The sequence below is a fragment of the Magnetovibrio sp. PR-2 genome (assembly GCF_036689815.1).
In the GTDB taxonomy this organism is placed as follows: Bacteria; Pseudomonadota; Alphaproteobacteria; order Rhodospirillales; family Magnetovibrionaceae; genus Magnetovibrio.
This window is the reverse complement of sequence record NZ_JBAHUR010000009.1, coordinates 131,358-155,435: the sequence shown is the minus strand read 5'-3', so window position 1 is coordinate 155,435 and position 24,078 is coordinate 131,358. Positions and strand designations below refer to the sequence as shown.

Genomic DNA, 24,078 nt, shown 5'->3' with positions numbered 1-24,078 from the left:
AATTCTAATTGTCGATGAAGTTCCCCTGGCCGGGTAGAGATACAGGAGAGAACCCGGACCAGGGGCGTTGGACGTTGGTTGGGGCTTTTATTTGTGAGCCACGTCCAGCTTATCGACGGTGTCGAATTCGAATTTGATTTCTTTCCACGTTTCCATGGCCATCTTGAGCTCAGGGCTGCTTGCTGCAGCTTTGGTGAGGATGTCTTTACCCTCTTTCTCAAGTTCACGACCTTCGTTGCGGGCTTCGACGCAGGCTTCGACAGCCACGCGGTTCGCAGCTGCACCAGCAGCGTTGCCCCACGGGTGACCCAAAGTGCCGCCACCGAACTGCAGGCAGCTGTCATCTCCAAAGATGTTGACCAGTGCCGGCATGTGCCAGACGTGGATACCACCGGAAGCCACCGGAATAACGCCCGGCATGGCACCCCAGTCTTGGTCGAACATGATGCCGCGGGTGCGGTCTTCTTTGATATAGCTGTCGCGCATCAAATCGATCCAGCCCAAGGTCGCGTCGCGGTCGCCTTCCAGCTTCCCGACAACGGTGCCCGAATGCAGGTGATCACCACCTGACAAGCGCAGCATCTTGGTCAGAACGCGGAAGTGAATACCGTGGTTGGGGTTGCGGTCCAACACAGCGTGCATGGCGCGGTGGATGTGCAGCAACATGCCGTTGTCGCGACACCAGTTGGCAAGGCCCGTGTTGGCGGTGAAGCCACCCGTCAGGTAATCGTGCATGATGATCGGTGCGCCGATTTCCTTGGCGTACTCTGCACGTTTGTACATTTCTTCCGGGGTCGGTGCGGTGACGTTTAAGTAGTGACCTTTGCGCTCACCCGTTTCGGCTTCGGCTTTTTGGATGGCTTCCATGACAAAGTCGAAACGCTGACGCCAACGCATGAACGGTTGGGAGTTCACGTTTTCATCATCTTTGGTGAAATCCAGACCGCCGCGCAGACCTTCGTAGCAGGCCCTACCGTAGTTTTTAGCGGACAAGCCCAGTTTCGGTTTGATGGTGCAACCCAATAGCGGCCGTCCGTATTTGTTCAAAATGTCGCGTTCGACTTGGATGCCGTTCGGCGGACCGCCACAGGTCATGACGTAGGCCCGCGGTACACGGATGTCTTCCAGACGCAGGGCACGCACGGCTTTGAAACCGAACACGTTGCCGACCAGCGACGTGAGGATGTTCACAACCGAACCTTCTTCGAACAGATCAATGGGATAGGCGATAAAGGCGTAAAACGAGTCGTCGCTACCCGGCACATCTTCGATGGCGTAGGCACGGCCCTTATAGTAGTCCAAATCCGTCAACAAATCGGTCCACACCGTAGTCCAAGTGCCGGTGGACGATTCAGCGGCGACAGCGGCTGCGGCCTCTTCGCGCGGAACGCCTTCTTGGGGGATAACTTTAAAACAGGCAAGAAAATCAGTGTCTTTGGGGGTGTAATCGGGCATCCAATATGTTTCCCGATATTCTTTTACCCCTGCATCGTAGGTCTTCGCCATGATGTGTTGCTCCTTGTTTTGACCACATTTGGTGTAGGGATAATCCCGACAAAAATGCTTGGTTATTGCTTCGGAGCAAAACTTAGTGTAATTCTAAAATAACGAACACTTAATTGTTTTTATGTTTGGCATTAACAAATGTATATGGACAGATGATACACGCGACACTTCAACAACTTCGCCTTTTTGACGCCGTGGCGCGTCACAAAAGCATCACCCGTGCTGCGGAAGATGTGCACCTGACCCAGCCGGCCGTCTCCATCCAAATTAAGCGGCTGGAAGAAAAAATCGGCATGCCTTTGCTGGAACACATCGGTAAGGCCATGCACTTGACCACGGCCGGCGAGGAAGTCTATGCGGCATGCCAAGATATCTTGGAGCGTATGAGCGCGTTGGAATCCGGCTTGGACGATTTGCGCGGCGAAGTGGCGGGGCCCTTGAATGTGACGGTGGTGAGCTCGGCTAAATATTTTTTACCGCACTTGTTGGGCAATTTTGTCAAACGCTACCCCAAGGTCGAGCCGCGCTTGCAAATCACAAATAGGGCAAAGCTGCTGAGCGCCATCAATGCCAATGAAGGCGATGTGTTTATTATGGGTCAGCCGCCCGAAGACCTGCCCGTCGTCGAACACCCTTTTTTGGAAAACGTATTGGTCTTTGTTGCCAAGCCCGATCATCCGTTGGTGGGAAAAAAGAACGTGAAATTGGAGCGCGTTTTGGAAGAACGCATTGTTGGGCGTGAACCGGGATCCGGTACGCGCAAGGCCGTCGAACAAATATTCGCAAATGAAGAGTTGAAGATAGCACCTTACATCGAACTCGCCAGTGCGGAAGCGATCAAACAAGGTGTTCTGGGCGGTCTGGGCATTGCAGTGTTGTCATTGCACAGTTTGCATCTGGAACTGGATGCAGGTGTTTTGTCGGTCCTGGACGTTCAAGGGTTCCCGCTGCGCAGGCGTTGGTTTGCAGCCCATCGCGACGGCAAACATTTATCACGTGCGGCACGCACGTTCCTCAGCTATTTGGAAGAAGAAGGCGAGGATGAAGTGTCTCACGTGCTCTCTAACGCATTAGGGCGCGTCTGACATGGCCAGCAGGCCTTCAATGGGCAGGCACAGGCCAAATTCGGCCCCTGTTGTGTCTTTGCGGTCGTGCGCCCACACATCACCGCCGTGCTGTTCAACGATGCGATGGACAATGGCAAGCCCCAGGCCAGTTCCTTTTGCGCGCGTCGTCGTAAAGGGGTCGAACAAGGTCTCAAGAATCTCTGCGTCAATGCCGTGACCATTGTCGGTGACCTTGATGATGACCGCGTGTTGGCCATCCGAATAATCGCTATACGCTCGAAGATCGACCTCGCCCCCTTCGCCGACGGCTTGAATGGCATTGTGCAGAAGGTTTTGCACGGCTTGTAGTATTTTGGTGCGATCACAATAGATCGCAGGAATACCCGTCGAATACGATTTTGTGAGTGAAATGTTGGATGCATGGGCATTGGGCAAAACGGCGGCAGCACACGTGTCGAGCATATTGCACGTGTCTTGCCAATCGGGCTGGAGGCGGTCGGGCTTTGAATAGGACATCAAGTCGCGCAAGATATTTTCCATGTGAAGCGCTTGTGCTAATGCAATTTCGATTTGTCCGAGCAGGTCGGGGTCGTCCACTTGGGTGTTGAGGATCTGTAAGTTCATTTTCACAGCGGACAACGCATTACGTAAATCGTGCGCGATCATCACCGCCATGCGGCCCATGGTGGCGAGCTCTTCATTGCGTGCCATTTCACGCAGGGAATGCAACATCTGATCGAGGGCTTTGGCAAGAACGCCGACCTCGTCACGGCTGGTGACGAAGATTTCCACATCCGGTTGGCCTTCGGCAATGGCGTTGGCGGCTTCTGTTAGATCCGTGATGGGGCGCATCAGCCAAGCCGTAATCGCGCCTAAGGCTAAGGCCAACAAGATGCTGATCAAGGCAAGGGTTATATACAAATGTTCACGCAGCGACGTGCCGATGGCGTTGATTGCGGTGCGCGACAAAATTGCGCCAATAACCCAGTCGACAGCATTGGGCTTATCTTGGGTATAGGCATCCAAATGCTGGACGGAAATGATGTGATCATGCGTTGTGAGGGATAGGGGGACGGCTTTCGATCCTTCGGCCCACGCGTTCCATTGTGTGGCGATGGCGAAGTCTCCGGGTAAGGTCTCGTCCCGTCCGAACTCCCATGCAAAGGTTTTGTTGTCGTCGGGGTGGTGCAGATACGCGCCGCTCATGTTGGTGACAACCGGGTAGCCAATGTCGGCATTGTAGCGAAACCGCTTGGCGACTTCTTTGAAGTCAACGTTGATAACCAAAATGCCCAAGGGGTTTTGGCGGGTTTCGTTATGGACCGGGACGGCAACGCGAAACACAGGTTGGTGTGGTTCAACAATGGCGCCGAATTCACGGTTGAGATCCAGGTCGGAAATAAAGACTTCCCCTAAGTCGAGTTGCAATGTCTCCGTGACGTAATAGCGACTGCCTTTGGCCTGTAATTCGTCTGCTTGGCGAATAACAATGGAGCTTTCGACACGTTCCGCCCGCACGATTTCCAAGCCGTTGTTTTCAGCGCTGATCAGGCGCACTTGAGAATAATAGGGTGTGGCGCTGATGAGGCGCGCAAAGACCTGTTGCAGTTCACGCAAAGCGATCGGCGGTGGGGTTGCGGATAGGCTTTTGCGCACCGACAACATCGATGACAAAACATGTAATTCCGCCTTGGTCGTTTCCAGTGCGTCGGACAAAATACGGCTGTTTTCATGGACATTTTCTTGCACACCATCCAAGGCGCGCGCGACCAAAATATCGGTGATGCGGTCCACGGTATGGAACGCAACACCGATCAGTGCACACAGGGAAATGACAAAGGTCGCGGCAAAGACTTTATGTGAAAGTTTCATGCCTCAAAGGGTACTGGAGCCTAGCCGGAAAGTCTAACATCTGATATAATTTCACACTGGAAGGTGAGTACATTTTTTATGTCACTCATGTGAGAGAAATTGATGTGGGAGGGTGCATGACGCAAGTCCTGATTGCAGACGACGATGTTGCCATTTGCAAAACCCTAGAAATGCATTATTCACGGAGCGGCTATGACGTTTTGCTCGCGCATAACGCCGAGGACGGTTACCGTGAAGCGGTCGAAAACGACGTCGATTTGGTCATCACAGATGTTCGAATGCCTGGTCAAGACGGGTTCTCGTTGTTAAGACGCATGCGCGATAAAGCACCCTCCATTCCGATTATCATGATTACGGCGTTTCACGACCTCGACACCACCGTGCAGGCGATGCAGGGCGGGGCGGCCGATTACATTATGAAGCCGCTCGACATTCAGGAGTTGGACGCAGCGGTGGACCGCGCACTCCATCAAAGAACCGAAATTTCTGCCGTATTGCCCAGTACCGCCGGTCTTGGCGCCCAGCAATTGCTGGTGGGCCAATCGAAGGTCATGAAAAACGTCTTCAAGCAAATCGCCATGGTGGCGCAAAATCCGGTTACGGTCTTGATCCAAGGGGAATCGGGCACGGGTAAGGAACTCATCGCCCGCGCGGTTCATCAAGCCAGTCCCAATGCCGACAAACCGTTCATCGCCGTCAACTGCGGCGCTTTGGTCGAAACTCTTTTGGAAAGTGAAATGTTCGGCCATCAAAAGGGCGCGTTTACCGGTGCCGTGTCGGCGAACCCCGGCAAAATCGAAGCCGTTGGTGAAGGCACGCTGTTTTTGGATGAAATCACAGAATTGTCGCCGGGCATGCAAAGCTTGTTTTTACGTGTGTTGGAATCGCGTGAATACATTCCCGTTGGCGGCACCAAGGTCAAAACCAGTAATGCCCGCTTTATCGCGGCCAGCAATGTGAACTTATCAGATGCTGTAGAAGCCAAGACCTTCCGTGAAGACTTGTTCTACCGCCTAAACGTGGTGAATATTCACCTGCCGCCCTTGCGTGACAGGCGCGAAGACATTCCGGTGTTGGTCAATCACTTGATCCAACGCATCAACCGCGATTTGCGCCGGAACTTCCAAGGTGTCACCGCGGAGGCCATAGACAGCTTACTCAGCTATGACTGGCCCGGCAATGTGCGGGAACTTGACAACGTCTTGATGAAGGCTGCCGTCATGGGCACAGGGCACATGTTGACGTGTAGTGATTTTCCCGACGAAGTGTGCCGTTGCGGTATGGGGACGCCGGACAAGCGCCCGTTCTCCTTCGCCAATGTGTTGGGGGGCTCTTCTGAAACCGTCGATGAACTGCCGTCTTTGAAAGAGGTTTCACAGCAATACGTATTGCGCGTCTTGGATGAAACCGGATGGCATAAGGGCGAGGCCTGCCGCATTCTTGGCATTTCCCGCCCCAAGCTCGACCGTCACATCAAAGAATCCGAAGGTGACAAAGGTCTGTTGAACTGATCCTTATTGAAGGGCGCTTTGAATGGCGTCCTTCAGGGGAGACTGCAACGGATCGTCTGCCGTTCCGAAATAATCTATGGGCTTGGCGTCGCTTCCGATCAGGTATTTAAAAAAGTTCCACGACGGCTGGCTTTTGCCGCCCAACTCCATACCCACCCACTTGAAAAACGGGTGTGCCTTGTCGCCGCGCACATGCGTAAGGTCGCTCATAGGGAAGTCGACGCTAAAGTTGGTTGTGCAGAATTCTTTGATTGCCTCGCCTTTGCGCGGTTCTTGACCGAAGTCGTTGCTGGAAATGCCAACAATAACCAAGCCCTGATCTCGGTGCGCTTCCCAGGCTTTTTGCAATGAACCCAGTTGATGGGTATTGCCGCACTGGGTTGCGGTGTTGACGACCAGGAGAACTTTGCCGTCATAGTCGCCGAGATTGATGTCACCACCGTCTAAATTTTCGAAGGTGAACTGTGAAAGCTCAGTCTTCGCCGCTGCGGGCAGGGCGAAGACGAGTGTGATGGCAAAAGCGGTGAGCAAACGAAACATGTTCGTTCTCCTGTTTTTCGGGGTGTAATGATCGCTTCGTGGCGATTCTCATTAGCTATTTTGCTTATTCCACTCGTCTTGAAATTCTTTGGATTTGTTCATTTGACGCGGCGTCATATGGCTTTCCAACTCTTTGAGGATGCCGTCAACTTTCGCTTCATCGCCCGGTGACGCCATGGCTTCGCGTGTGATGAGAAACCAGCCGCGCGCTTTGATGTAGTCGGGATTGGATCCATAGGTAATAGGCACAGCTTCACCTGTGGCGTACATCATGCCCAGGTTATACATCGCCGCGGCACTGCCTTGGCGGGCGGCTTTGGTGTACCAATCGACGGCCGTGTCAGGGTTCTTTTGGAGAAAGGCTTTGCCGTGTTGATAAAACAGCCCCATGGCGAACTCTGCTTCAGGGACACCTTGATCCGCAGCTTTGCGGTAGTTTTCCAGCGCTTTGACTTGAGAGCGTTCGCCGCCAAGGCCACGATGATACATGGCGCCCAGATGGTAATACCCCATGGGGTTTCCGTGCCCGGCGGCCGCCATGAATTCGGTGCGCGCCACGTCGTATTTTTCGTCTGTTATGGCTGCCAAGCCTTTATCGATGGAGCTGGCTTCCATGGCGGGAGACGTGCCTGCAGCAAACGCGCCGCTTGTAAAAAGAGCGAGGGCAAGGGCTGCGGAGGAGATGATTTTTTTCATGAAAGTGAACCTTTTCGACAGCGAACAGAGCGGGACTTTTCGACGATAAAATTGTATCATGTAAGTGCTCTTTAAAGGCCAAAAATATGGCATTTTTGTGCAAATAAAATGCCAATAAAACAATGGATTAAAGGCTATGCGACTGCCCAATAAAATTCCGTCTTTTTATGTCTTTTTTGTACCCTTTATCTGTGCCTTTTTGCTGCAAATTTCCGGGGTTCAAAGTGCAGAAACACCACCTGCGTTGATCGGCCCAGACCAAATGCTCACGCTTCAAAAGAAGCACGCAGGACAAGTGCGTATCGTGCATGTGTCTGGCCCCGAAATACTGAAGCAGTCAGGCTGGCTCATTGATTATGACGGGCTGCCGGGAATGTTGCCGACGGCACAGCAGTTATCCAGTGCTGCAAAACAATCCGGCTTAGCACCTGATGATCACATTGTTATCTGGCCGAGCCAAACAGGGGTTTGGGCGTATGCGGCGGCGACACGCTTATTTTGGACATTGCGTATGATGGGGCACAAACATCTCTATTTCTTGGAAGGTGGTGTGGTGGATAAAGGCCAATCCAACATAGCGACTTCGTCTCAATACCCAGTTGAAACCTTGTCCAGTAAGTGGATCACAAATATGGGCGGTGTTTATGCAGGGGATGATTATCAAACGCCACCATTGGACATTCGTGATGCCGAACGCAGCGAAGGCTATACGACGCATCCCTTGGTGTATGACCCGGGCACAATCTATGGGGCGCTTAACATTCCGCCCGTTGCTTTTTTTGAGAACGGCCTGTTCAAAACCAAAGAGCAATTGCGCGCGTTAATGGATGACGTGATCGGAAAACCGCCCGGGCCGGTGGTGGTGTTCAGCGATACGGGCCTACGCGCTTCTATCGGTTGGTTTGTCATTCACGAAATTATAGGATTGAAAGATGTGCGCCTGTATGACGGCGGCTATATCGATTGGGACGCTCAAGGCGGGGAGACGTATGACGAGCGCAACGATATGGGGGATGCACTGGGTTAACTTTTCGGTTCGCACCAATCGCTGACATAATTACACCCGCACATATCATACGATCCGGCAAGGGACTGGATTTTGCCGTTCCATGTATCTCCATTGAGCCCACAGGTTTCCGTGCACATGGCGCGGGCTTCATCTGGCGTTCTGAACAAACCGCCTGGAATTGCGCGGGTTCGCGCGATACCACAATCACATACTGCGCCTTCTGGCGCTGTTGCATCTGTACGCCATTCACCGGACCAGGCGCAATCGTGCTGTTGGCAAGATTGAGGACAAACGGATTGGGCCGCTTGTGGACCGTCAATGGGTTGCGCGGATGGAATGTCGCTGGCCATAGACAACGATGCGCCCATAACCAGCGACAAGATGACCAAGACGACGATGGGGTAGTCAGCCTGGTGCATCATCTCGTCTCCACTACTTCGTAGAGACCATGTCTTTGGAGCCGTCTTGAAGATAAATCTTCACAAGCTCCAACATGTCCGGTTCCAATTTTGTGAACCGGCGCATGGCTTTGGTTTCTTTAACCCAATCGCGGGCCACGTATTGGGTCGCGGGATATAGGGTGTGGCAGAGTTGGCAATCGGTGCGCCACAACTCGTCGGCATACTTACGGACTACGGATGCGTCGGAAACTAAAGCGCCCTTTTTGACCCAGCCTTCAATGTTGACTTTGTGCCACGTGAGCTCGGTTTCCTTGTCGATGAACTCTTCGGTTTGTTGGACCGTGTCCATGCCGCCGAACCCAAGCTTGGCGATTTCCATTTGTGGGCCCGGCTTTTTGAACAGCTTCACGCCGCCTTCACGGTCCCATGCGTCCAGGCGAACTTTCAACCAATCGCCGTCGCGCTCCAACACGTTCATTTGAGTCAGTGGATTGGCGTCAAACGCTTTTTCGGATTTTTCATCCTTGTCCATATAGACTGCATTTTTAGAAGCCGCGACAACGGTGTTGCCGGACAAGTCGTCTTTGGCGACAGCGTCGTTCAAAGCTTGCGTCAGTGTCGCGAAGTGTTTTTCAAAGTTTGGCAGCTTGTGGGCGAGGCCTTTGTGACAGGCAATACAGGCGATTTCTTTTTCAGCGGCGACCTTCATCGCTTTCTTTGCGCGGTCGCCTTGTTTTTCGGCGTGCATGGCATCATACGCGTGGCAGTTTTTGCATTCGCGTGAGCCATTGGATTCCATTTCTTCCCAAACATTGCGGGCCAGTTGCAAACGATGGGCGTCGAATTTCTCAGGTGTGTCGATGGTGCCCAAGGCCCAATGAAAGACTTCTTTTGTGGCTTTGATTTTGCGGATCACTTTGTGACCCCAGCTTTTGGGCACGTGGCAATCGGAGCAGATCGCGCGCACACCGCTGCGGTTTTGGTAGTGAACGGTTTTTTGATACTCAGCGTACACGTTGTCTCGCATTTCGTGGCATGAGACACAGAACGTCATGGTGTTGGTAACTTCCATGGCCGTGTTGAACCCGCCCCACATGATGACACCGGCTGCAAACACAATGGCGGCGAAGACGGGCTTCGACGTGTCGTGCCATACCCATTTCAAAAGCGATTTCATCAGCGGACCTCGTTCTTTTTATTTTGTGTGTTCTTAGGGGGAGGAAAGGACGGAGCCAGCCCGAGGGCTGGCTCCACCTTATATGGGTAAGCTAATTCAAGATTACTTCTTCATCTTTTTCATAGCTTCGCGTTTTTCGGCATAGGCCTCGAGCGCTTTTTTGATCATTTCTTGGTGATCGTACATATCCATCACGCCGGGGTCGGAAACCTTCGCCCAGAATTCAGGATTGAAACGCTCTTCGTGACAGCTTTGGCAAACACCGGCTTTCTCGACCGAGTCACGCACTTCTTGGGGAAGCGGACCGGTGAGATCCCAGTGAGAACCAACCGACACGAGTTGGTTGCCGTCTTCATCGATGATTGCAGACAAATCATGATCCAGTTGCGGAATAGCTGCAATTTGCTGTTTCGCTTTTCCTGGAATGATGTTGCCTTGGCCATCAGCCAAGTCGACGGTATAGCCTTTTTCGTAGCCGAGCATAAAGCGCCCGCCTTCGATACCATAACCCAACGCTTTTGGATTATCGTGGCAGCTTTCGCACGGGCGAGCCTGACGGCCTGCGGTGTGCGGTTGAACTGCTGAGTGGTCAAGGCCTTTGCCTTCCGGCGTCATGTTGATGACGTTTTCTGCCACCAATTTACCGTCCTTGTCGATCACCGAGGTGATCACTTGGCAACCCGGCATCATCGGGCTGACGCGGCCTTCACCGTTGATACCCAACGTTGGAGTTTCCCAACGCAGGTACGAGCGGGTCTCGGACACTTTGCCCGGCGACTTCTTGCCGCTGGTGCCAAGCGCCCATGCGCCGTCCAAGCCGTTTTCTGCGGACTTACCAACCTGAGCGTTCATCACCCAGTCGGTGCCCATCTTCGGCTTGCCGTCTTTGCCTTTGGAGTAATCGACGGTCACGTGACAGCCATAACATTGCGGAGCCCAGTCAGCGTGGCATGCGTAGCATTCCATCGTTTCTTGGTGCTTCTCAATTTCGCCCATAGCAACTTTCGCCATGGTCGATTTGTAACTGTCGGTGTTGTCGATGGTGTTCAAGACCGGAACCTTGAAGTCCAAACCGCTGGCCGAATGCATGATGACTTCGTCACCTTTCTTCACGACGTTCCCCAACGGGTTACCGCGTGCAGAAATCAGGTAGCCGTCTTGTGGTTCGTAAACCGTGGCTTCCTTCATGTAATCCGGCAGTTCTTTGGTCAGACCACGACCTTTGTCGCCCAAAGGCTTGTCGAAGTCTTCACCGCGACCCAACGGCATTTCCCAAGGCGCTTTTTTGACCGTGCCGTGGCAATCTTCGCATTCCACTTCGACTTGCGCCAAGGTGGTGCCAAAGATGTTGCCGTCACCGTGCATATCGATCGACGTGTGGCAATCCTGACAGAGCATGCCGCCCTTCGGGTTACCGTCGATGGATTCGATTTCATGGTGCAGGTCAGCCTTGATAAAGACGTACTTCTTGGTGTGAAGCTTGTCTTGTTTCTTGCCGTCGCCGTTGGAGTTGTAGGGCGAGCCGTATGGGAACTCCATCAGGCCTTGGTAAGAAACACCGGCGCGTTTACCACGGTTGTGGCAAGACACACAGGTTTCAGCCGGGATACCAGAATAATGCTTGTCGCCCACTTTAACTTTGGTTTTGCGGGTGGCTTGCATTTGGTGGGTCAGCATGTGACCGCGCTGCTCTTTATCGATGGTTTTGTCGTTGCCCTCGTAGAAGCCCTCGTTGGAATACGGGACGTGGCAGGACGAACAACCGGAACCACGATAGTCACCACGACGTTCGCGACCGCGGATACCAACGTGGCAACGTTGGCAATCGTGTCGCGAATAGGTGTAACCAGCGGTATTCGGGTGCTTGGAAATGTCATCGATATCAGCCGACGGCATTTGCTTCAGTTTCTTCGGCATTTGATCGGGATGCTCTTTGGCGAACGCCGTCATGTACTTTTTGTACGCGTCGGTGCCCACAGCGGGAACGATACCGTCTTCATCAATAACGTCGTAGTTACCGTAGATAACCTTGCGGTCTTTTTGCAGACCCCAGGACCAAAGGTTGCCTTGAATCTTACCGGCTTCGGTATTCATCAAAGCTTTTTCCAGGCGTTCCTTATAGCCCGTGTGGCATTGACCACAGGCTTTATCGGAAATCCACAGCGCACCCGGATCGGGGTAAAACGCGTCAGGACCGCCTTTTTTGGTCAAAGCAGCTGCAGCACCGGAGTGTGCTTTTGCTTTGTCCTTGGTTTCTTTCGGATCACCACCGTGACAGACGGTACAACCGTCCGGGTCACTAAACGTGGCGCCGAATTTTTCGATGTCTTTTTGCATGTCGCCTTCACTGAACCGCTCAATGCCGTCGTGGCATGACAAGCAGCCAGATTGGGCCTCTGCATCCGTCGTGCCCCAAACTGCGAGCGCTCCGGCCAAGACAATCAGACTTAACAGCTTTTTCATGTTAGCCCCTCCCAAAGGGTGATTGTGGCTATGTACTTTTCGAAAAATACAGTTTGTTGAAACGCAAGGGGCATGCCACTTGTAGCGGCGAGGTGCACATTATTTTAGTGCTTTAAAAACAATGTCCTAATGAGTAATCACGAGTCGCAAATACCCAACTAAATTACTGCGAATTTGATCCTTTCTTTGAACTTCCAAAACCGCTCTTCAACGAATGTTCCAAGTATAAGAATAATTCTAAAGAACGTTCTGAGCGCGCGATTTTTTAACGGTTGCCAACAGCCTTTTTTTCAGAAAAGCTTGTAGAGAGAAAAAGCTAATGGAAAGGGCGAAACGATGTCGAAATGGGTTTTGTCTTTGGTCCTGGTTGCTACGTTGGGGGTGTTCAGCAGCATTTCCAATCCTGTCTCCGCCAGCGAAGAATCTACAGCTGCCCCCAACACAAAAGGTGAAGTTCTGCACAAGACCATTGGGGCTTGGCAGGCGCAGTGTTTTGTCGACAAGTCCAGCCCGGACCCGTATTGCCGGATTATGGTGAAGCACTTTTTCAACAAAACGCAAAAGGGATTGGATTTCGTCCAGTTCGGTCCCGCGTTCGATCGCGGCCAAGTCGGTTTTGTGGTGGCGTCGTATTACGGTTATGCTCTGGAAAGTCACATCACAGTCGGCATCGACGATCATCCGCCGATCAATATGCCGTCCCCTCAAAAAGGGAACTCCATTGTTGCGCCGCCTGACATTGCAGACGTTTTGGTCAAACAGATGAAAAGCGGCAAAGAAATTTATGTCGAGTTTAAATCACCCGTGCGGGGAAAGAAAAAGCTCACCTATCCGCTGGCCGGTTTTGATGAATTGAAGGCCGAAGCGTCTCGCGTGATGGCGTCTGCAGACAAATAGTTATTTTACCGAAGGTGCTTTCTTAGAGGTCGATACGTCGTCACTTTGCCATGTGATGCGCACGTCTAATTTGTTTTGACCGTCCTCAACAGCCGCATTGATTTTTAACCGCAGCATACCTGCGGGCTCCATCACCAGCTTGCCTTTGTCATCTTCCAGCGTCACTTTGCCGGAACCGACACCTTTGGTGATGGCTTGGAGCAAGTCTTGAATGGTTTTGTTGTCTTGCAGGGATTCGTGTCGAAAGCGTCCGTTATGCTTCATGATTTCCGCCTCAGTTTAGACTTGTCTTTTTTCAGCGCCTTCAGCGTGGCTTCAGGCTCGAAGACTTTGACATATGGATAGTCGCTCGAGACCCCGAGCACACGCCCTTGGGGTTCGATAATCGTCACAGCAGCCCCGCGACCGCGAACCCGTTCCTTGGAACGGGTTTGACGGTCAACGCTGGCGTCACATTCGAAACTCAGCAGGTTTTTGCACCCCGCCAAGCGTTGGCCGTAATGTAAATTGCGATGGCCGTGCACAACGGCGCTGATGCCGGCTTGGCGCACATGGCGTGCGCCTTTTTGGGAAAAAGGTTGATCGACATTGCGGTACTTGGTGCGAATGGTGTTGCAAAGAGAGCCGTAATAGAAATCGAAAGGCTTGCCGTACAGAGCTTCGCGGAATTCTTGGTTTAAGACTTTAACGCCTTCATTGCGCAAACGTTTGGCGATGACATTATCCAGCCCGGCATGTACGAATAAGAACGATCCTGCGCGATAGCTGAGGCGCAGTTTTTTGTAGAACCATGCAAATTCTCCATCGGGCTGTAAAAACAGGTCCTGCCATTTCATTGCCGCAGCATAAACATGGCGCAGGTTGAGCCCCACCTCTTTGCATTGTGCTTCAAAGCGGTCTTGTTTTTTGTGGATGCGGCCCAGCTCGCGTTTGATTTGGGCCGGGCGCACTGAATCTTGGGCGATGTCTGGGAAATGATCAAACCAATCGACGGATGGATATAGACGGCGGCGACATTCCTTTTTGTGGGGAACGCCTTTCAGGCCCTTGCCGTCTTTGAGATACACACCCCACACTTCTTTGATAAGCGGGATGATTTTTTGTCCCGTGCGGATGAAAAAGTGTTCGTTATGGTCGTCTCGTTTCTGTCCCACGGTCGAAAGGCCCAGCTTCACACGGACATCGTGATTGCCCGCCAACAGGCGCACCCGCGCACCTGTGTCAATCAATCCTTTGATGGTGCGCAGCAGTTCAAGAGAGCTTGGCCCCTTGTCGAAACAATCCCCGCCAATGACAAAAGTGGCTTTGCGCCCGGATTGGGTGAGGGAGAAGTCGTTGTGTTTTTTACCGGTCTTTTTTACACCGCCCGACGCAACCAAGGATGCGACGAATGCATCTGGATCGCCGTGTAAATCGGAAAAGAAAAAGTGCTGGCGTTTCGGCCAAGACCAGAGTTTTTGCTCGTTCACTTGGGACAGCGTTTGCACCAAGATATTCAAGTTGTCGCCATCTTTGGCAATGGATTTCGGTCCGCCATGGGTCCAGTCGCGCCCTTCGCGGGGGAGGCGCACATTCAAGCGCGAAGCACCGTGGTAATCCAAAACGGGAGGGGGGCGTTTTTCGGTTTTCATGGCTAATCCATAGCCTCTTCTTGAGGCGCGCGGACTTTCCATTCCCCAGCGGACAGTTGCCAAGGGGCGTCAGCACAATCGAGCAAGGCCACGGGCGTGGCGTGGAACATGGAATGTTTGGCGATGTCCTCAAAACGCATGGCGCCCAATACGTGGGCTGCGTGACGGAACGCGGCACCGTGGCCGACGAAGATCATCATGGTGTTGTCTTGGCTGATTTGTGACAAGGCCTTGCGCACATGGGCGGCGACCCGCTCGCCTGCGTCCATCAAAGATTCTGCCCCTTGTAAAGGCAAGCGGTAGTGGCTGTCGCTTTTCCACTTGGTTGGCGGTGTGTCAAAGCGGGGGTCGGCAGCAATCACCGCGTTGATTTCATCTACGGTCAAGTTCGCCGCAGAACCCAGTCCGCGTTCGGCCAAATCGTCAAAGCTGTCGACCCTTTCGATACCACCCAATTCTTGGCGGATGATGTCGGCGGTTTGCCAGCCGCGCAAGAGGTTTGAGCTGTGAATAACAGGATGGATGCGCCAGCCGTTTGAGCTGGCCATGGTGGCTAACAATAACGTCGAGGCCCGGGCCTGCATTCGGCCTGCTTTGGTCAGTCCGAACGGCTGATGGGCACTGGGCGCCCCTTCGCGTTGGTGGTAGTCCCCATGACGCAAAAATACGGCATATCGTTTGGTCATGGCGTACCCCCCAAAGCTTTTGACAAGTCTGCGACGATGCGTTTGACGTCGTCATTTTTGACCATGCGGGAAGCCTCTTCGACCGAGACCCACTTGCGTCCACGGTGGCGTTCTTCCCAGTCTTTTTCAGAGATCACGTGGGTGACGTCCATGGGGTAAACCGCGACGGTGCATTCCGCATCCCATTTCGGGTACGTGTAAGAGCCGATCTGGGTAGGCAGCACATGGCCTTCCACGCCCGCCTCTTCACGGGCTTCCTTAGCCGCTGATTGTTCGGCTGTCAGGCCCGGATCGTGAATGCCCTTGGGGATGACCCAATGTTTGTTCTTGCTTGACGAAATGATGAGCACTTCCAACCCGTCGTCAGTGCGGCGGAACGGCACGACCGAAGACTGGGTGTAATAGTACGCCGGGCGCGCGCGCTCTTCGGTTCCGTTGATGTCGGGGAAGGGAAACAGTCTGGGCAACGTGCTCGGTTCGATGACATCGACAAATTTGAAGGTGTGCTTTTGGATTTTTTTCCAGGTTTCGTCGGTTTCTAAAATGGCCAATGTGCCCTTGGTCAAAAAACCGTCTTTCTCATTCCTGGGCGGTGGCGTTTGGCTCAAATGCACTAACGTTTGTTCTAGGGATGGGTTGTGGCCGACCAGCATGACGCGCCGTGCTGACTTCGGTGCATCTTTTAAAATGGACATTACGTCCTTGAGCTCGGCGTTATAGAGCCGTTTGTCAAACAGAATGATGTCTGCGTTCAATCCAGCCGTCTTGCATGCTTTTTCCGCCGTGCGTTTGGCGCGAATGGCAGGTGAGCTGATGATGCAATCGGGCACCTTGTCATTTTTTGCCAACCACACACCGATGCGCTGGGCATTGCGTTTACCCTTGTCTTTGAGCTCGCGCTGTTTGTCACCAGCATCCGTATGCTTGTGGGCCTTGGCGTGTCGCAACAAAAGGACTTCGCGGGTCATGGCGTTCAACCTTTCATTTGCTCAAGACAAAATTGCGTGGCAGCGTCGAAATCTATGGTGCCGCTGACTTCGAAAATGGGAATGTCTTTTAGCATGTCCAGATAGGGTGCCGGGTCCAAAGGCATGTCGTCTTGCAAAAAGGAACCGTCGGCAAACTGGTAGAACGGTCCAGGTGATTTCATGATGGCGCGTTCCAACAGTTCTGGACGTTTCGCCAAATCGACCTGCGTGAAGGTACACGGCGTTTCGCCATCGCGCGTCCAATTGAGCACAAGAAACGCTTTGAGTTTAGCTGTCGGTGCGATCTTGCCTTCACCGTAGACGTCTTCCACATCAACATCGTACTTGTCTTCGATGTGCCAAAGTTCTTCGTTCGGCATAGACAGGAAGTGCTCTTGCTGCTCTGGGCTCAAGATGCTTTTGAGTTTTTCATTGTGCACGATGGTTCCGGGGTTGATGCGCGGAAGTTTCGGGATGCCCGTGGCGCGCACGTGGGTGTTGTCCTTGGCGATAAATAGCCGATCGTTTGTGAGGTAGTGAACGTTGTCGTCGTCTAGCACCTTCAACATCAAGGTAGACTTTCCCCCTCCGGAAAAACCGGCGATGCCCAGACAGCGAGCGTCCACCACCAAGCCCGACGCATGACAAATCAGCTCGCCATTGTTTTGCAGCCAGTTCATGTATTGGGCATTGATGAAATTGATGACTTGGTTGTCGTTGGCGAGACACGGACCTGCGGCGATGCGATGGGTTTCGCTTTGTAAAAACACCATGCCTGTGCGCACCTTTTGCACGAGGCGCCCGTCTTCCACATCCACATAGGCGTCTTTGCGCCCGGTCTTGCCGGGCTCGCGCTTCCAGTCGATAAAGTCGAGGCCTAAGTCTTGGGGCGCGGTTTCGTAAGCAATGACTTCTATGTCGGGCTCACCTGCATCCAGGGTATGGGCAAAATAGACGCCGAGCTTTTCCAGCAGCTCATGTGAATTGGAGCGCAAGCCGATGCGATACTCACTCAGCCCCAACACCACTTGGCCTTCGGCGAGTTCCAAACCCTGGCTCAGCTGTTTAGCAATGTTACTCATGTGCTCACCTGTTCAATCATATAGTCGGCATAAATGTCGGCGGCGTCGATGCCGATGCCCTCTTGGGCGCCTTTGAATCCCCCAAAAGCGGACACTTCAAAGACGATGGGGCCGTCAGGTGTATCGGCGACGTCTACGGTGGTGAAGTCCATGCCAAACAGCGATTGGGCCTTGGCTGCCAGTTCGATGGTGCTTTGGGGCGGTTCGTGCAGCGCGTACTTGCCGCCCGCGTTGATCGTGGTGTTCCACGCATCGTTTTGCGCCACGCGGGCGTAGGTGCCCAAATATTTGCCGCCGCAAAAGACCATGCCAAAGTCACGCCCCGGCAGGTCCAGTTTTTTCTGGATGTACATCATCGGGTTTTGAGCGCGAAAGGCCTCGATGGCTTCTTGGATGTTGTCATCGCTGGATTCAATCACGCACATGCCGCGGGCCTTGGTGGAATAGAGCGGTTTAAACACGGCAGCCCCGAAGTCGTCGACAGCTTTCATGGCGGCGTCGACACTTTCGGTGGCGACCGTGTCGGGCATGGGAATATCACCGTTGCGCAGCGTGACCGTGCACGCCAAACGGTCAATCATGCGCACGATGGTTTCAGCCGGGGAAAAGACTCGCACGCCGCGCCCTTCTGCAATGCGCAACAGTTCGATGCGGTCCAAGGTGTTGGGGCTGTAGACCTGGCTGATCTTTTTGACAGCGATGCCGTCCAGCTCACACAAGTTTTGGTCGCCCGCCCACAGTGTGTTGGTGGCAAGATCAGCGGAAATGTGTGCCATATCCAGAACAAGGCGAAATCCGGTTTTGGCTTCCAATGCGTCGGCCAAAACTTCTGTCGACCATTTCCCGGGGATACCGATTGTGGCGATGCGCGGTTGGCTCATGAAAACAACTCCTCAATGGGAAGCTTGAACGACTTTGCATTTTTTGCCGAGACACTGTTGAGGCGCTCTAAGATATAAAGTCCGCGCAGATACATATTGCGCGCCAAGGTCTGATCCAAGATAAAGCGGGTCGAGGTGATGAACGAACGCGCCAAGCCCAGGGCCAAGCGCAGCTCAAACGTTTTGTCGCCGTTCTTTTGGGCGAACTCGTGAGCGAACGCGTGAAAGTCGACAACAACGTCGTGTATCCTGCGGCGGGTGGTTTTGTCCAACACCTGCAAACGATAGTTCGACACCATAAAGACTGCAACGTCTTGCACATAATCCATGTAACAGCTGCGATGCAGGTCAACAAAATGGATCTTCTTACCGTCACTGTCGAAGATGATGTTGTCCAAGTTGAAATCGCCGTGGATATAAACGGAAAAGGGGGGGGCGAACTTTTGTTCCAAAGTTTCTGCACGCGCCAGCAAGTCTTCAAGGGATGCGACCTTGGTCCCACATACGGATTTGGGCGGACGGGCAAAGTCCGGGTGAATGTCTTGCACACTCTTTAAGCGTTTTTTCAATTGTCGCATGTGCAGTGCCGGAACAGCCTTCTTCTTTTTGGTTTCACCCCACACCGCTTTGAGTGTTTTGGTTAATCGTTTGAGCGCACGTGCCAAGTGCTCGTCGTCTTCTTGCAACAAGATGTGTTCGAAGGTGAGGCCCGGCAGGTGTTCGATCAACAGGGCCGCGTTTTTGCCCTTCTTTTTATAGGACAGAATTTGCGGGGCGAGGCCGGGGTAGATGTCGTGCCAGCTTTCCACGCTGTCGCGCTCTTCGATCAGCTTGTCTTTTTGTCCATCTTTGAAAATGGCGACGTAGCCGGGTTCGTCGCTGTTGGCAGGCGAAATGCCGGAAATGCCACTGCCGGATTTGGTTTCGGCAATGGTTTCCACATCTGCGTCAATAAGCCCTAAATCCGACAACGCCGTTTCCAGTGAGCGGAAGCGGTCGATGTGCATGGGCTTGCCAAGCTTGGCGGAGATGATGGATTCGCTCACATCCAGCAACACATCGCCCATTTCTTCGATGCGTTGAGCGATGATCAGCGAGGTCATCACATCGCCCGGCACTTTGCTTTTGCGCACGTCTTTGAGGTGTTGGCGAAACAGCTTGTCATATTCCCGATCCAACTTGCGTTCGATCTTGCCGATTTTCAGTGCCACGCGCGTGTCGTCTTCGTCCAAGGCCGTTTCAACCATGTCGAGACCTTGCAAGATATCGTTCAGCAATTTGGCGAAGGGTCGTTTTTTGAGGGTCTCTTTGCGTTTCAAGTTGCTCATAAACCCGACGCAGTCGTGGCAGATGTCGGTGAGGCGCTCCAAGTCCGTGGCCAAGGCTTCCGCCGCGCGCAAGGAATAGATGTTCACGGTGCCCTTTTTGTTGGCGCGCAAGGTTTCGATGCAGCCGTCGTGGATGCGCATCTTTAAATTATAGGTATAGCCCCGCCGATCCATAATGCGCTGCGCCACGGATGCGGACGCCGTTTCCAGCAGCACTTGCAAGTTGGCAATTTGTGAACTGGTTTCGGCCAGCAAAAAGTACAAATTGTCCCGAACGGGCTTGGGAATACGCATGGAATATCAATCAATCAATCCGATGTAGGTGGGGCTTTTGGGTATACTTTGGGTCAGAACCTTGGACAAGCCTTGGGGGGTGAAACATTTGTGACATAGATCTGAAATATTCATCCATTCGACGCCGACTTGTCGCCTGTCGGGTTTGGGGCCGTTTTTGGCTTTGTAGTTTTTGCGCACAGTACAGTTGAAAATCAATTCTACCTGCTGGCGGCGGTTGGGCGGCTTGGTGTCTTTTTCTTTGAAATAGTCGGCGGCGTAAAGCAGATCGACGATTTTGATCTTACTGCCGATTTCTTCCGCGCATTCGCGTTTTAGCCCCTCGGCCAAGGTTTCCCCTGGATCGAGAGCCCCGCCAGGCAGACAATAGTGATGCGATCCATCCTCATTGCGCTTCTTTTGAACCAGAACCTGGTCTTTGCGGCGGATAAAAGCGCGCACACTGACCCGAATTCCGGGTAGAAGGTCATCCATCTTTTCGCCCCTTTCCGACACGGCCCCGAATTGCCGCAGTTTAACACGATTGTGTGAACTTCGTGGGGAAATGAAAGTGGTTAGTGCTTAACCATACTGGAAAATTTATTTCCAGTTTTGTCCGAATGCGCAAAATCAAAAGATTCAAACAAGCGTCATATAACCTTAAGAATGATAAGGATTTTTGAATCACCTCTGCATTGGCATGGAAAGTGCTTTTCGGGTTGTTTAACACACAACGCCGTAGATTTCGTGCGCGACCACTGGGGAGCTTGAGGGAATTGCGGTCAATAACACGATGGCTGGAGACGGAGGGCTCTCAATGACTGAAAAAGAACTCGACACAGGCGGAATTGATTTTTCCTTGGTGGAAAAACGCCTTGGCGTATCGCGCCGCACTTTTTTGACTTTCTGTACAGGTGTTGCAGCTTCATTGGGGCTTTCGACCAAAGGTGCAATGGCAATGGCCCAAGCGATTGCCGAGCCGAAGCGTCGTCCGCCGGTGATTTGGTTACACGGTCAAGAATGCACGGGTCCGTCGGAGACTTTGCTGCGCTCTGAACAGCCGTCCTTGGAACACCTCATCTTGGACATGATTTCACTGGACTACCACCAAACCCTAGATGCGGGTGCGGGGCACAAGGTCGAAGAAATCAAGAAAAAGTCCATGGAAGAAAACAAAGGCAAATATCTTCTGGTGGTCGAAGGTGCCATTCCGGTGGCTGAAGACGGTATCTATTGCAAGATTGCCGGTGAAACCATGTTGCACCTGACCCAAGAAGCTGCCGAGCACGCCGCCGCCATCGTCGCGTTCGGGTCTTGCGCCAGCTGGGGCGGTGTTCAATCCGCTTCGCCCAACCCCACCGAAGCCAAAGGCACGCAAGCTGTGCTACCCGGTAAGCCGGTCGTCAACATTCCCGGTTGCCCGCCGAACCCGGCGAACTTCTTGGGCACCGTTTTGTACTTCGTCACGTTCGGCAAATTGCCGCCGTTGGATGCGCAAAATCGTCCGAAGTGGGCTTATGGCCGCTTGATCCACGAAAACTGCTATCGCCGTCCGCACTTCGATGCAGGGCGCTTTGCGACGGAGTTCGGCGACGAAGGCCACAAATTGGGCTATTGCTTGTACAAGCTGGGCTGCAAAGGTCCGGAAACCTACAACAACTGCCCGAGCTTGGAATTCAACAACGTCGGTGGTGGTGTTTGGCCCATTGGTGTTGGGCATCCGTGCTTTGGGTGTTCCGAAGAAGGCGTGGGCTTCAACAAGCCGCTGTTCTCGTTGGCTGACGTCAAAACCCACACGCCGCCGAACGCCTTCCCGGAAATCGATGCCCGTGAAGATGCGACCGGCATTTCGCCGACTGCTGCTGCCTTGGGTGGCGCTGCTGCAGGCGCCGCGGTTGGCGCTTCGTTGATGGCCGCCAAAAAAATGGGTGGCGACACCGAAAACCAAGACAGTTGAGGGAGTGATCTCATGAAACGGAGAGATTTCCTAAAAAGTGGCCTCGGTGCCGCCGCTTTGTGCGGCACGGCAGGGGTCGTGAGTGAGGCCGAGGCGCGCCCCAATTTGGAGCCCGCCGAAGAAGCCGTCGGGATGCTGTATGACTCCACACTGTGTGTGGGCTGCAAGGCTTGTGTGTACAAGTGTAAAGAAGTCAACGGCATGGAGCCGACCTACCGCGATGGTGCGGATTACTACGATTCCGCGTCCGATCTCAGCGGTGATACGTTGAACGTCATCAAGATCTACAAAGACGGCAACGGTAAATATAAAGACGCAGAGAAAAACGGCTTCGCGTTCGAAAAGCGCAGCTGTATGCACTGTGTCGATCCGGGCTGCGTTTCGGCGTGTCCCGTCACCGCGCTGGAACGTCAAAACCGTACCGGCATCGTGACGTACAATCCGGACGCCTGCATTGGCTGTCGGACCTGTATGACGGCATGCCCATACAACGTTCCGCAGTTTGAATATGATGAAACGTTTGGTCAGATCAACAAATGCCAGATGTGTAACCAAAAAGGTGTGGAGCGCATTGACAATGGTCAGATGACCGGCTGTGCTGAAGTCTGTCCTACGGGTGCGACCTTGTTCGGGACGCGCGATGCCTTATTAGCGGAAGCCAAGAAACGCACGGCGCTAAAACCGGGCGAAACCTACAACTACCCGATGGGCGATCTCAGCAAGCCCGACAGCTACCACGAAAAAGCCGTTCCGGACTACAAAGACCATGTCTGGGGCGAAAAGGAAGCTGGCGGCACCAATGTCATGCACATTTCCGCTGTCTCGTTTGACAAACTTGGCATGCCGCCTTTGGAAGAACGGTCTTACGCGTCCGTTTCCGAAGGTGTTCAGCATACCTTATACAGCTACTTGGCGCTTCCGGCGGTTGCTTTGGCGGGGCTTAGCTTCGTCGTGAAACGCAACGCTGATAGCGATGAAGGAGGCGAGCAATGAGTGCGTTTAAACCTTTAGGGGGTCGCATCCTCACGCCGGCCTTCCTGTTCTTCTTCACGGTGTTCATCATCAGCTTGTATTTCATGGTGGAACGCTTCACCGATGGCATGGGGGCTGTTGCCAACATCAACAGCGGTTATCCCTGGGGCATCTGGGTTGTCTATGACGTCATCATCGGCACGGGCCTCGCCTGTGGCGGTTATGCTTTGGCGTTCACGGTCTACGTCTTCAACAAAGGCAAGTACCACCCGTTGGTGCGTCCGGCCTTGTTGGCGAGCTTGGCGGGTTATGCCTTAGGCGGCTTTGGCGCCATCTTCGACATGGGCCGCTGGTGGCAGTTCTATAACATCTTGTTGCCGTGGAACTGGAACTTCAACTCCGTGATGTTGGAAGTGGGCCTGTGTGTTTCGCTCTACATCATCGTGTTGATCATCGAATTTTCGCCTGCGTTCTTGGAGCGCATCGGCGCGAAGGGCTTGTTGAAGGTTTTGGACAAAGTCTTGTTCTTCTTCATCGCGCTCGGGTTGTTGTTGCCGACCATGCACCAAAGCTCGCTTGGCTCCATGCTCATTATCATGGGCTACAAAGTCGATCCGCTCTGGCAAGTGGTTCACTTCCAACCCTTGTTGGCGGTGATCACGGCGATGATCATGGGCTATTCCATTGTCATCTACGAAGCCTCATTGGCACGCGTCAGCTTCGGCGGTTCGGATGAAACGCCTTTGTTGTCGGTCTTGGGCAAAGTGGCTGTCGGTTTGATGGCGGCGTTCGTGGTGATCCGTTTGGTCATCTTGGGCTCTCAGGGCAAGCTTGGCCTGATCTTTGCGGGCGATATGTCCAGCATCTTGTTCATCATTGAGATGGCTCTGTTCATCCTTCCAGCGGTTATCATCATGTCTCCGGCGCACAATCAAAGCCCGGCAAAATTGGTGATTGCGGCAACAGCCATGTTGTTTGCCGGATCGCTCTATCGTTTCAACGCCTTTTTGTTCACTTACGACCCGGGGGCCGGCTTCAGCTACTTCCCGTCCGGTCCTGAAATTATGGTGACCCTTGGCGTTATTGCATTTGAAATCATGATCTACCTGATCATTGTCAAAACCTTGCCTGTCCTGCATCGCAGCGAACAAGCCTAAGAAG

At 53.2% G+C, this 24,078-nt stretch carries 22 protein-coding genes; 7 read left to right on the top strand and 15 right to left on the bottom strand.

What is annotated here, in order from left to right; translation table 11 throughout:
* Nucleotides 1-87 precede the first annotated feature (87 nt).
* On the bottom strand, nucleotides 88-1,506 hold the full coding sequence (locus tag V5T82_RS12310) for a form I ribulose bisphosphate carboxylase large subunit (RefSeq protein ID WP_332895943.1): 1,419 nt from the start codon (nucleotides 1,504-1,506) through the stop codon (nucleotides 88-90).
* Between the two features lie 152 nt (nucleotides 1,507-1,658).
* Here V5T82_RS12310 and V5T82_RS12305 point away from each other — a divergent pair, with 152 nt between their 5' ends.
* Entirely contained in the window at nucleotides 1,659-2,591 is a 933-nt protein-coding gene (locus V5T82_RS12305) for a LysR substrate-binding domain-containing protein (protein WP_332895942.1), read from the top strand.
* Here the strand turns inward: V5T82_RS12305 and V5T82_RS12300 are convergent.
* Nucleotides 2,577-4,445: an ATP-binding protein gene (locus V5T82_RS12300; RefSeq protein ID WP_332895941.1), complete on the bottom strand. Its 1,869-nt coding sequence runs from the start codon at nucleotides 4,443-4,445 to the stop codon at nucleotides 2,577-2,579. The genes V5T82_RS12305 and V5T82_RS12300 overlap by 15 nt on opposite strands.
* Before the next feature lie 116 nt (nucleotides 4,446-4,561).
* Here V5T82_RS12300 and V5T82_RS12295 point away from each other — a divergent pair, with 116 nt between their 5' ends.
* A complete protein-coding gene (locus V5T82_RS12295; RefSeq protein ID WP_332895940.1) occupies nucleotides 4,562-5,956 on the top strand; it encodes a sigma-54-dependent transcriptional regulator in 1,395 nt (464 codons plus the stop codon).
* 3 nt (nucleotides 5,957-5,959) lie between these two features.
* Here the strand turns inward: V5T82_RS12295 and V5T82_RS12290 are convergent, their stop codons facing one another.
* Nucleotides 5,960-6,496 (bottom strand): glutathione peroxidase, encoded by a 537-nt coding sequence (locus V5T82_RS12290; protein ID WP_332895939.1) that lies wholly within the window; start codon nucleotides 6,494-6,496, stop codon nucleotides 5,960-5,962.
* 51 nt (nucleotides 6,497-6,547) lie between these two features.
* A complete protein-coding gene (locus V5T82_RS12285) occupies nucleotides 6,548-7,192 on the bottom strand; it encodes a tetratricopeptide repeat protein (RefSeq protein ID WP_332895938.1) in 645 nt (214 codons plus the stop codon).
* 136 nt (nucleotides 7,193-7,328) lie between these two features.
* On the opposite strand from V5T82_RS12285, the gene V5T82_RS12280 reads away from it, so the two are divergent.
* A complete protein-coding gene (locus tag V5T82_RS12280) occupies nucleotides 7,329-8,219 on the top strand; it encodes a sulfurtransferase (RefSeq protein WP_332895937.1) in 891 nt (296 codons plus the stop codon).
* Here the strand turns inward: V5T82_RS12280 and V5T82_RS12275 are convergent.
* The 3 genes from V5T82_RS12275 to V5T82_RS12265 form a co-directional block, all read right to left on the bottom strand.
* The gene (locus V5T82_RS12275; protein WP_332895936.1) at nucleotides 8,216-8,623 is read right to left on the bottom strand and encodes a hypothetical protein; all 408 of its coding nucleotides are present in this window, start codon (nucleotides 8,621-8,623) and stop codon (nucleotides 8,216-8,218) included. The genes V5T82_RS12280 and V5T82_RS12275 overlap by 4 nt on opposite strands.
* Nucleotides 8,624-8,633: 10 nt before the next feature.
* Complete coding sequence (locus V5T82_RS12270) at nucleotides 8,634-9,779, bottom strand: NapC/NirT family cytochrome c (protein WP_332895935.1); 1,146 nt, start codon at nucleotides 9,777-9,779, stop codon at nucleotides 8,634-8,636.
* A gap of 102 nt (nucleotides 9,780-9,881) precedes the next feature.
* Nucleotides 9,882-12,242, bottom strand: coding sequence for a hypothetical protein (locus V5T82_RS12265; protein WP_332895934.1), 2,361 nt, complete (start codon nucleotides 12,240-12,242; stop codon nucleotides 9,882-9,884).
* Between the two features lie 336 nt (nucleotides 12,243-12,578).
* Between V5T82_RS12265 and V5T82_RS12260 the strand changes: the two genes are divergently transcribed.
* Nucleotides 12,579-13,139 carry an invasion associated locus B family protein gene (locus V5T82_RS12260; RefSeq protein WP_332895933.1) on the top strand — a complete coding sequence of 187 codons (561 nt, stop codon included), beginning with the start codon at nucleotides 12,579-12,581 and terminating at the stop codon, nucleotides 13,137-13,139.
* Here V5T82_RS12260 and V5T82_RS12255 read toward each other — a convergent pair whose 3' ends face one another.
* Genes V5T82_RS12255 through V5T82_RS12220 form a run of 8 tightly spaced genes read right to left on the bottom strand, consistent with a single transcriptional unit; the run spans nucleotide 13,140 to nucleotide 20,483 of the window.
* Nucleotides 13,140-13,403 (bottom strand): amphi-Trp domain-containing protein, encoded by a 264-nt coding sequence (locus V5T82_RS12255; protein ID WP_332895932.1) that lies wholly within the window; start codon nucleotides 13,401-13,403, stop codon nucleotides 13,140-13,142. It lies immediately after the preceding gene.
* Nucleotides 13,400-14,770 carry a metallophosphoesterase family protein gene (locus tag V5T82_RS12250; RefSeq protein WP_332895931.1) on the bottom strand — a complete coding sequence of 457 codons (1,371 nt, stop codon included), beginning with the start codon at nucleotides 14,768-14,770 and terminating at the stop codon, nucleotides 13,400-13,402. The genes V5T82_RS12255 and V5T82_RS12250 overlap by 4 nt, the downstream gene beginning before the upstream one ends.
* Nucleotides 14,771-14,772: 2 nt before the next feature.
* A complete protein-coding gene (locus V5T82_RS12245; protein WP_332895930.1) occupies nucleotides 14,773-15,456 on the bottom strand; it encodes a histidine phosphatase family protein in 684 nt (227 codons plus the stop codon).
* Nucleotides 15,453-16,424 (bottom strand): NUDIX domain-containing protein, encoded by a 972-nt coding sequence (locus V5T82_RS12240; RefSeq protein WP_332895929.1) that lies wholly within the window; start codon nucleotides 16,422-16,424, stop codon nucleotides 15,453-15,455. The genes V5T82_RS12245 and V5T82_RS12240 overlap by 4 nt, the downstream gene beginning before the upstream one ends.
* A 5-nt stretch (nucleotides 16,425-16,429) precedes the next feature.
* Nucleotides 16,430-17,506, bottom strand: a complete 1,077-nt coding sequence (locus V5T82_RS12235) for an HprK-related kinase B (RefSeq protein ID WP_332895928.1) — start codon at nucleotides 17,504-17,506, stop codon at nucleotides 16,430-16,432.
* Entirely contained in the window at nucleotides 17,503-18,387 is an 885-nt protein-coding gene (locus V5T82_RS12230; protein WP_332895927.1) for a GAK system ATP-grasp enzyme, read from the bottom strand. Before V5T82_RS12230 ends, V5T82_RS12235 begins: the two co-directional genes overlap by 4 nt.
* On the bottom strand, nucleotides 18,384-20,009 hold the full coding sequence (locus V5T82_RS12225) for a phosphotransferase (protein WP_332895926.1): 1,626 nt from the start codon (nucleotides 20,007-20,009) through the stop codon (nucleotides 18,384-18,386). The genes V5T82_RS12230 and V5T82_RS12225 overlap by 4 nt, the downstream gene beginning before the upstream one ends.
* Before the next feature lie 6 nt (nucleotides 20,010-20,015).
* On the bottom strand, nucleotides 20,016-20,483 hold the full coding sequence (locus V5T82_RS12220; RefSeq protein ID WP_332895925.1) for an NUDIX domain-containing protein: 468 nt from the start codon (nucleotides 20,481-20,483) through the stop codon (nucleotides 20,016-20,018).
* Nucleotides 20,484-20,805: 322 nt separating this feature from the next.
* Between V5T82_RS12220 and V5T82_RS12215 the strand changes: the two genes are divergently transcribed.
* From V5T82_RS12215 to hybB, 3 genes are read left to right on the top strand one after another with little or no spacing between them, the layout of a single operon-like run.
* Nucleotides 20,806-21,945: a hydrogenase small subunit gene (locus V5T82_RS12215; protein WP_332895924.1), complete on the top strand. Its 1,140-nt coding sequence runs from the start codon at nucleotides 20,806-20,808 to the stop codon at nucleotides 21,943-21,945.
* 12 nt (nucleotides 21,946-21,957) lie between these two features.
* Complete coding sequence (gene hybA, locus V5T82_RS12210; RefSeq protein ID WP_332895923.1) at nucleotides 21,958-22,938, top strand: hydrogenase 2 operon protein HybA; 981 nt, start codon at nucleotides 21,958-21,960, stop codon at nucleotides 22,936-22,938.
* Entirely contained in the window at nucleotides 22,935-24,074 is a 1,140-nt protein-coding gene (hybB, locus tag V5T82_RS12205) for a Ni/Fe-hydrogenase cytochrome b subunit (protein WP_332895922.1), read from the top strand. Before hybA ends, hybB begins: the two co-directional genes overlap by 4 nt.
* Nucleotides 24,075-24,078 lie beyond the last annotated feature (4 nt).

Excerpts from the sequence above, each read along its gene's own strand:
- V5T82_RS12235 (WP_332895928.1), bottom strand. The coding sequence starts at position 17,506 with ATGAGTAACATTGCTAAACAGCTGAGCCAGGGTTTGGAACTCGCCGAA.
- hybB (WP_332895922.1), top strand. The coding sequence starts at position 22,935 with ATGAGTGCGTTTAAACCTTTAGGGGGTCGCATCCTCACGCCGGCCTTC.
- V5T82_RS12215 (WP_332895924.1), top strand. The coding sequence starts at position 20,806 with ATGACTGAAAAAGAACTCGACACAGGCGGAATTGATTTTTCCTTGGTG.
- V5T82_RS12275 (WP_332895936.1), bottom strand. The coding sequence starts at position 8,623 with ATGATGCACCAGGCTGACTACCCCATCGTCGTCTTGGTCATCTTGTCG.
- V5T82_RS12255 (WP_332895932.1), bottom strand. The coding sequence starts at position 13,403 with ATGAAGCATAACGGACGCTTTCGACACGAATCCCTGCAAGACAACAAA.
- V5T82_RS12260 (WP_332895933.1), top strand. The coding sequence starts at position 12,579 with ATGTCGAAATGGGTTTTGTCTTTGGTCCTGGTTGCTACGTTGGGGGTG.
- V5T82_RS12285 (WP_332895938.1), bottom strand. The coding sequence starts at position 7,192 with ATGAAAAAAATCATCTCCTCCGCAGCCCTTGCCCTCGCTCTTTTTACA.
- V5T82_RS12240 (WP_332895929.1), bottom strand. The coding sequence starts at position 16,424 with ATGACCCGCGAAGTCCTTTTGTTGCGACACGCCAAGGCCCACAAGCAT.
- V5T82_RS12230 (WP_332895927.1), bottom strand. The coding sequence starts at position 18,387 with ATGAGCCAACCGCGCATCGCCACAATCGGTATCCCCGGGAAATGGTCG.
- V5T82_RS12245 (WP_332895930.1), bottom strand. The coding sequence starts at position 15,456 with ATGACCAAACGATATGCCGTATTTTTGCGTCATGGGGACTACCACCAA.
- V5T82_RS12290 (WP_332895939.1), bottom strand. The coding sequence starts at position 6,496 with ATGTTTCGTTTGCTCACCGCTTTTGCCATCACACTCGTCTTCGCCCTG.
- hybA (WP_332895923.1), top strand. The coding sequence starts at position 21,958 with ATGAAACGGAGAGATTTCCTAAAAAGTGGCCTCGGTGCCGCCGCTTTG.
- V5T82_RS12265 (WP_332895934.1), bottom strand. The coding sequence starts at position 12,242 with ATGAAAAAGCTGTTAAGTCTGATTGTCTTGGCCGGAGCGCTCGCAGTT.
- V5T82_RS12310 (WP_332895943.1), bottom strand. The coding sequence starts at position 1,506 with ATGGCGAAGACCTACGATGCAGGGGTAAAAGAATATCGGGAAACATAT.
- V5T82_RS12220 (WP_332895925.1), bottom strand. The coding sequence starts at position 20,483 with ATGGATGACCTTCTACCCGGAATTCGGGTCAGTGTGCGCGCTTTTATC.
- V5T82_RS12300 (WP_332895941.1), bottom strand. The coding sequence starts at position 4,445 with ATGAAACTTTCACATAAAGTCTTTGCCGCGACCTTTGTCATTTCCCTG.
- V5T82_RS12250 (WP_332895931.1), bottom strand. The coding sequence starts at position 14,770 with ATGAAAACCGAAAAACGCCCCCCTCCCGTTTTGGATTACCACGGTGCT.
- V5T82_RS12295 (WP_332895940.1), top strand. The coding sequence starts at position 4,562 with ATGACGCAAGTCCTGATTGCAGACGACGATGTTGCCATTTGCAAAACC.
- V5T82_RS12225 (WP_332895926.1), bottom strand. The coding sequence starts at position 20,009 with ATGCGTATTCCCAAGCCCGTTCGGGACAATTTGTACTTTTTGCTGGCC.
- V5T82_RS12305 (WP_332895942.1), top strand. The coding sequence starts at position 1,659 with ATGATACACGCGACACTTCAACAACTTCGCCTTTTTGACGCCGTGGCG.
- V5T82_RS12270 (WP_332895935.1), bottom strand. The coding sequence starts at position 9,779 with ATGAAATCGCTTTTGAAATGGGTATGGCACGACACGTCGAAGCCCGTC.
- V5T82_RS12280 (WP_332895937.1), top strand. The coding sequence starts at position 7,329 with ATGCGACTGCCCAATAAAATTCCGTCTTTTTATGTCTTTTTTGTACCC.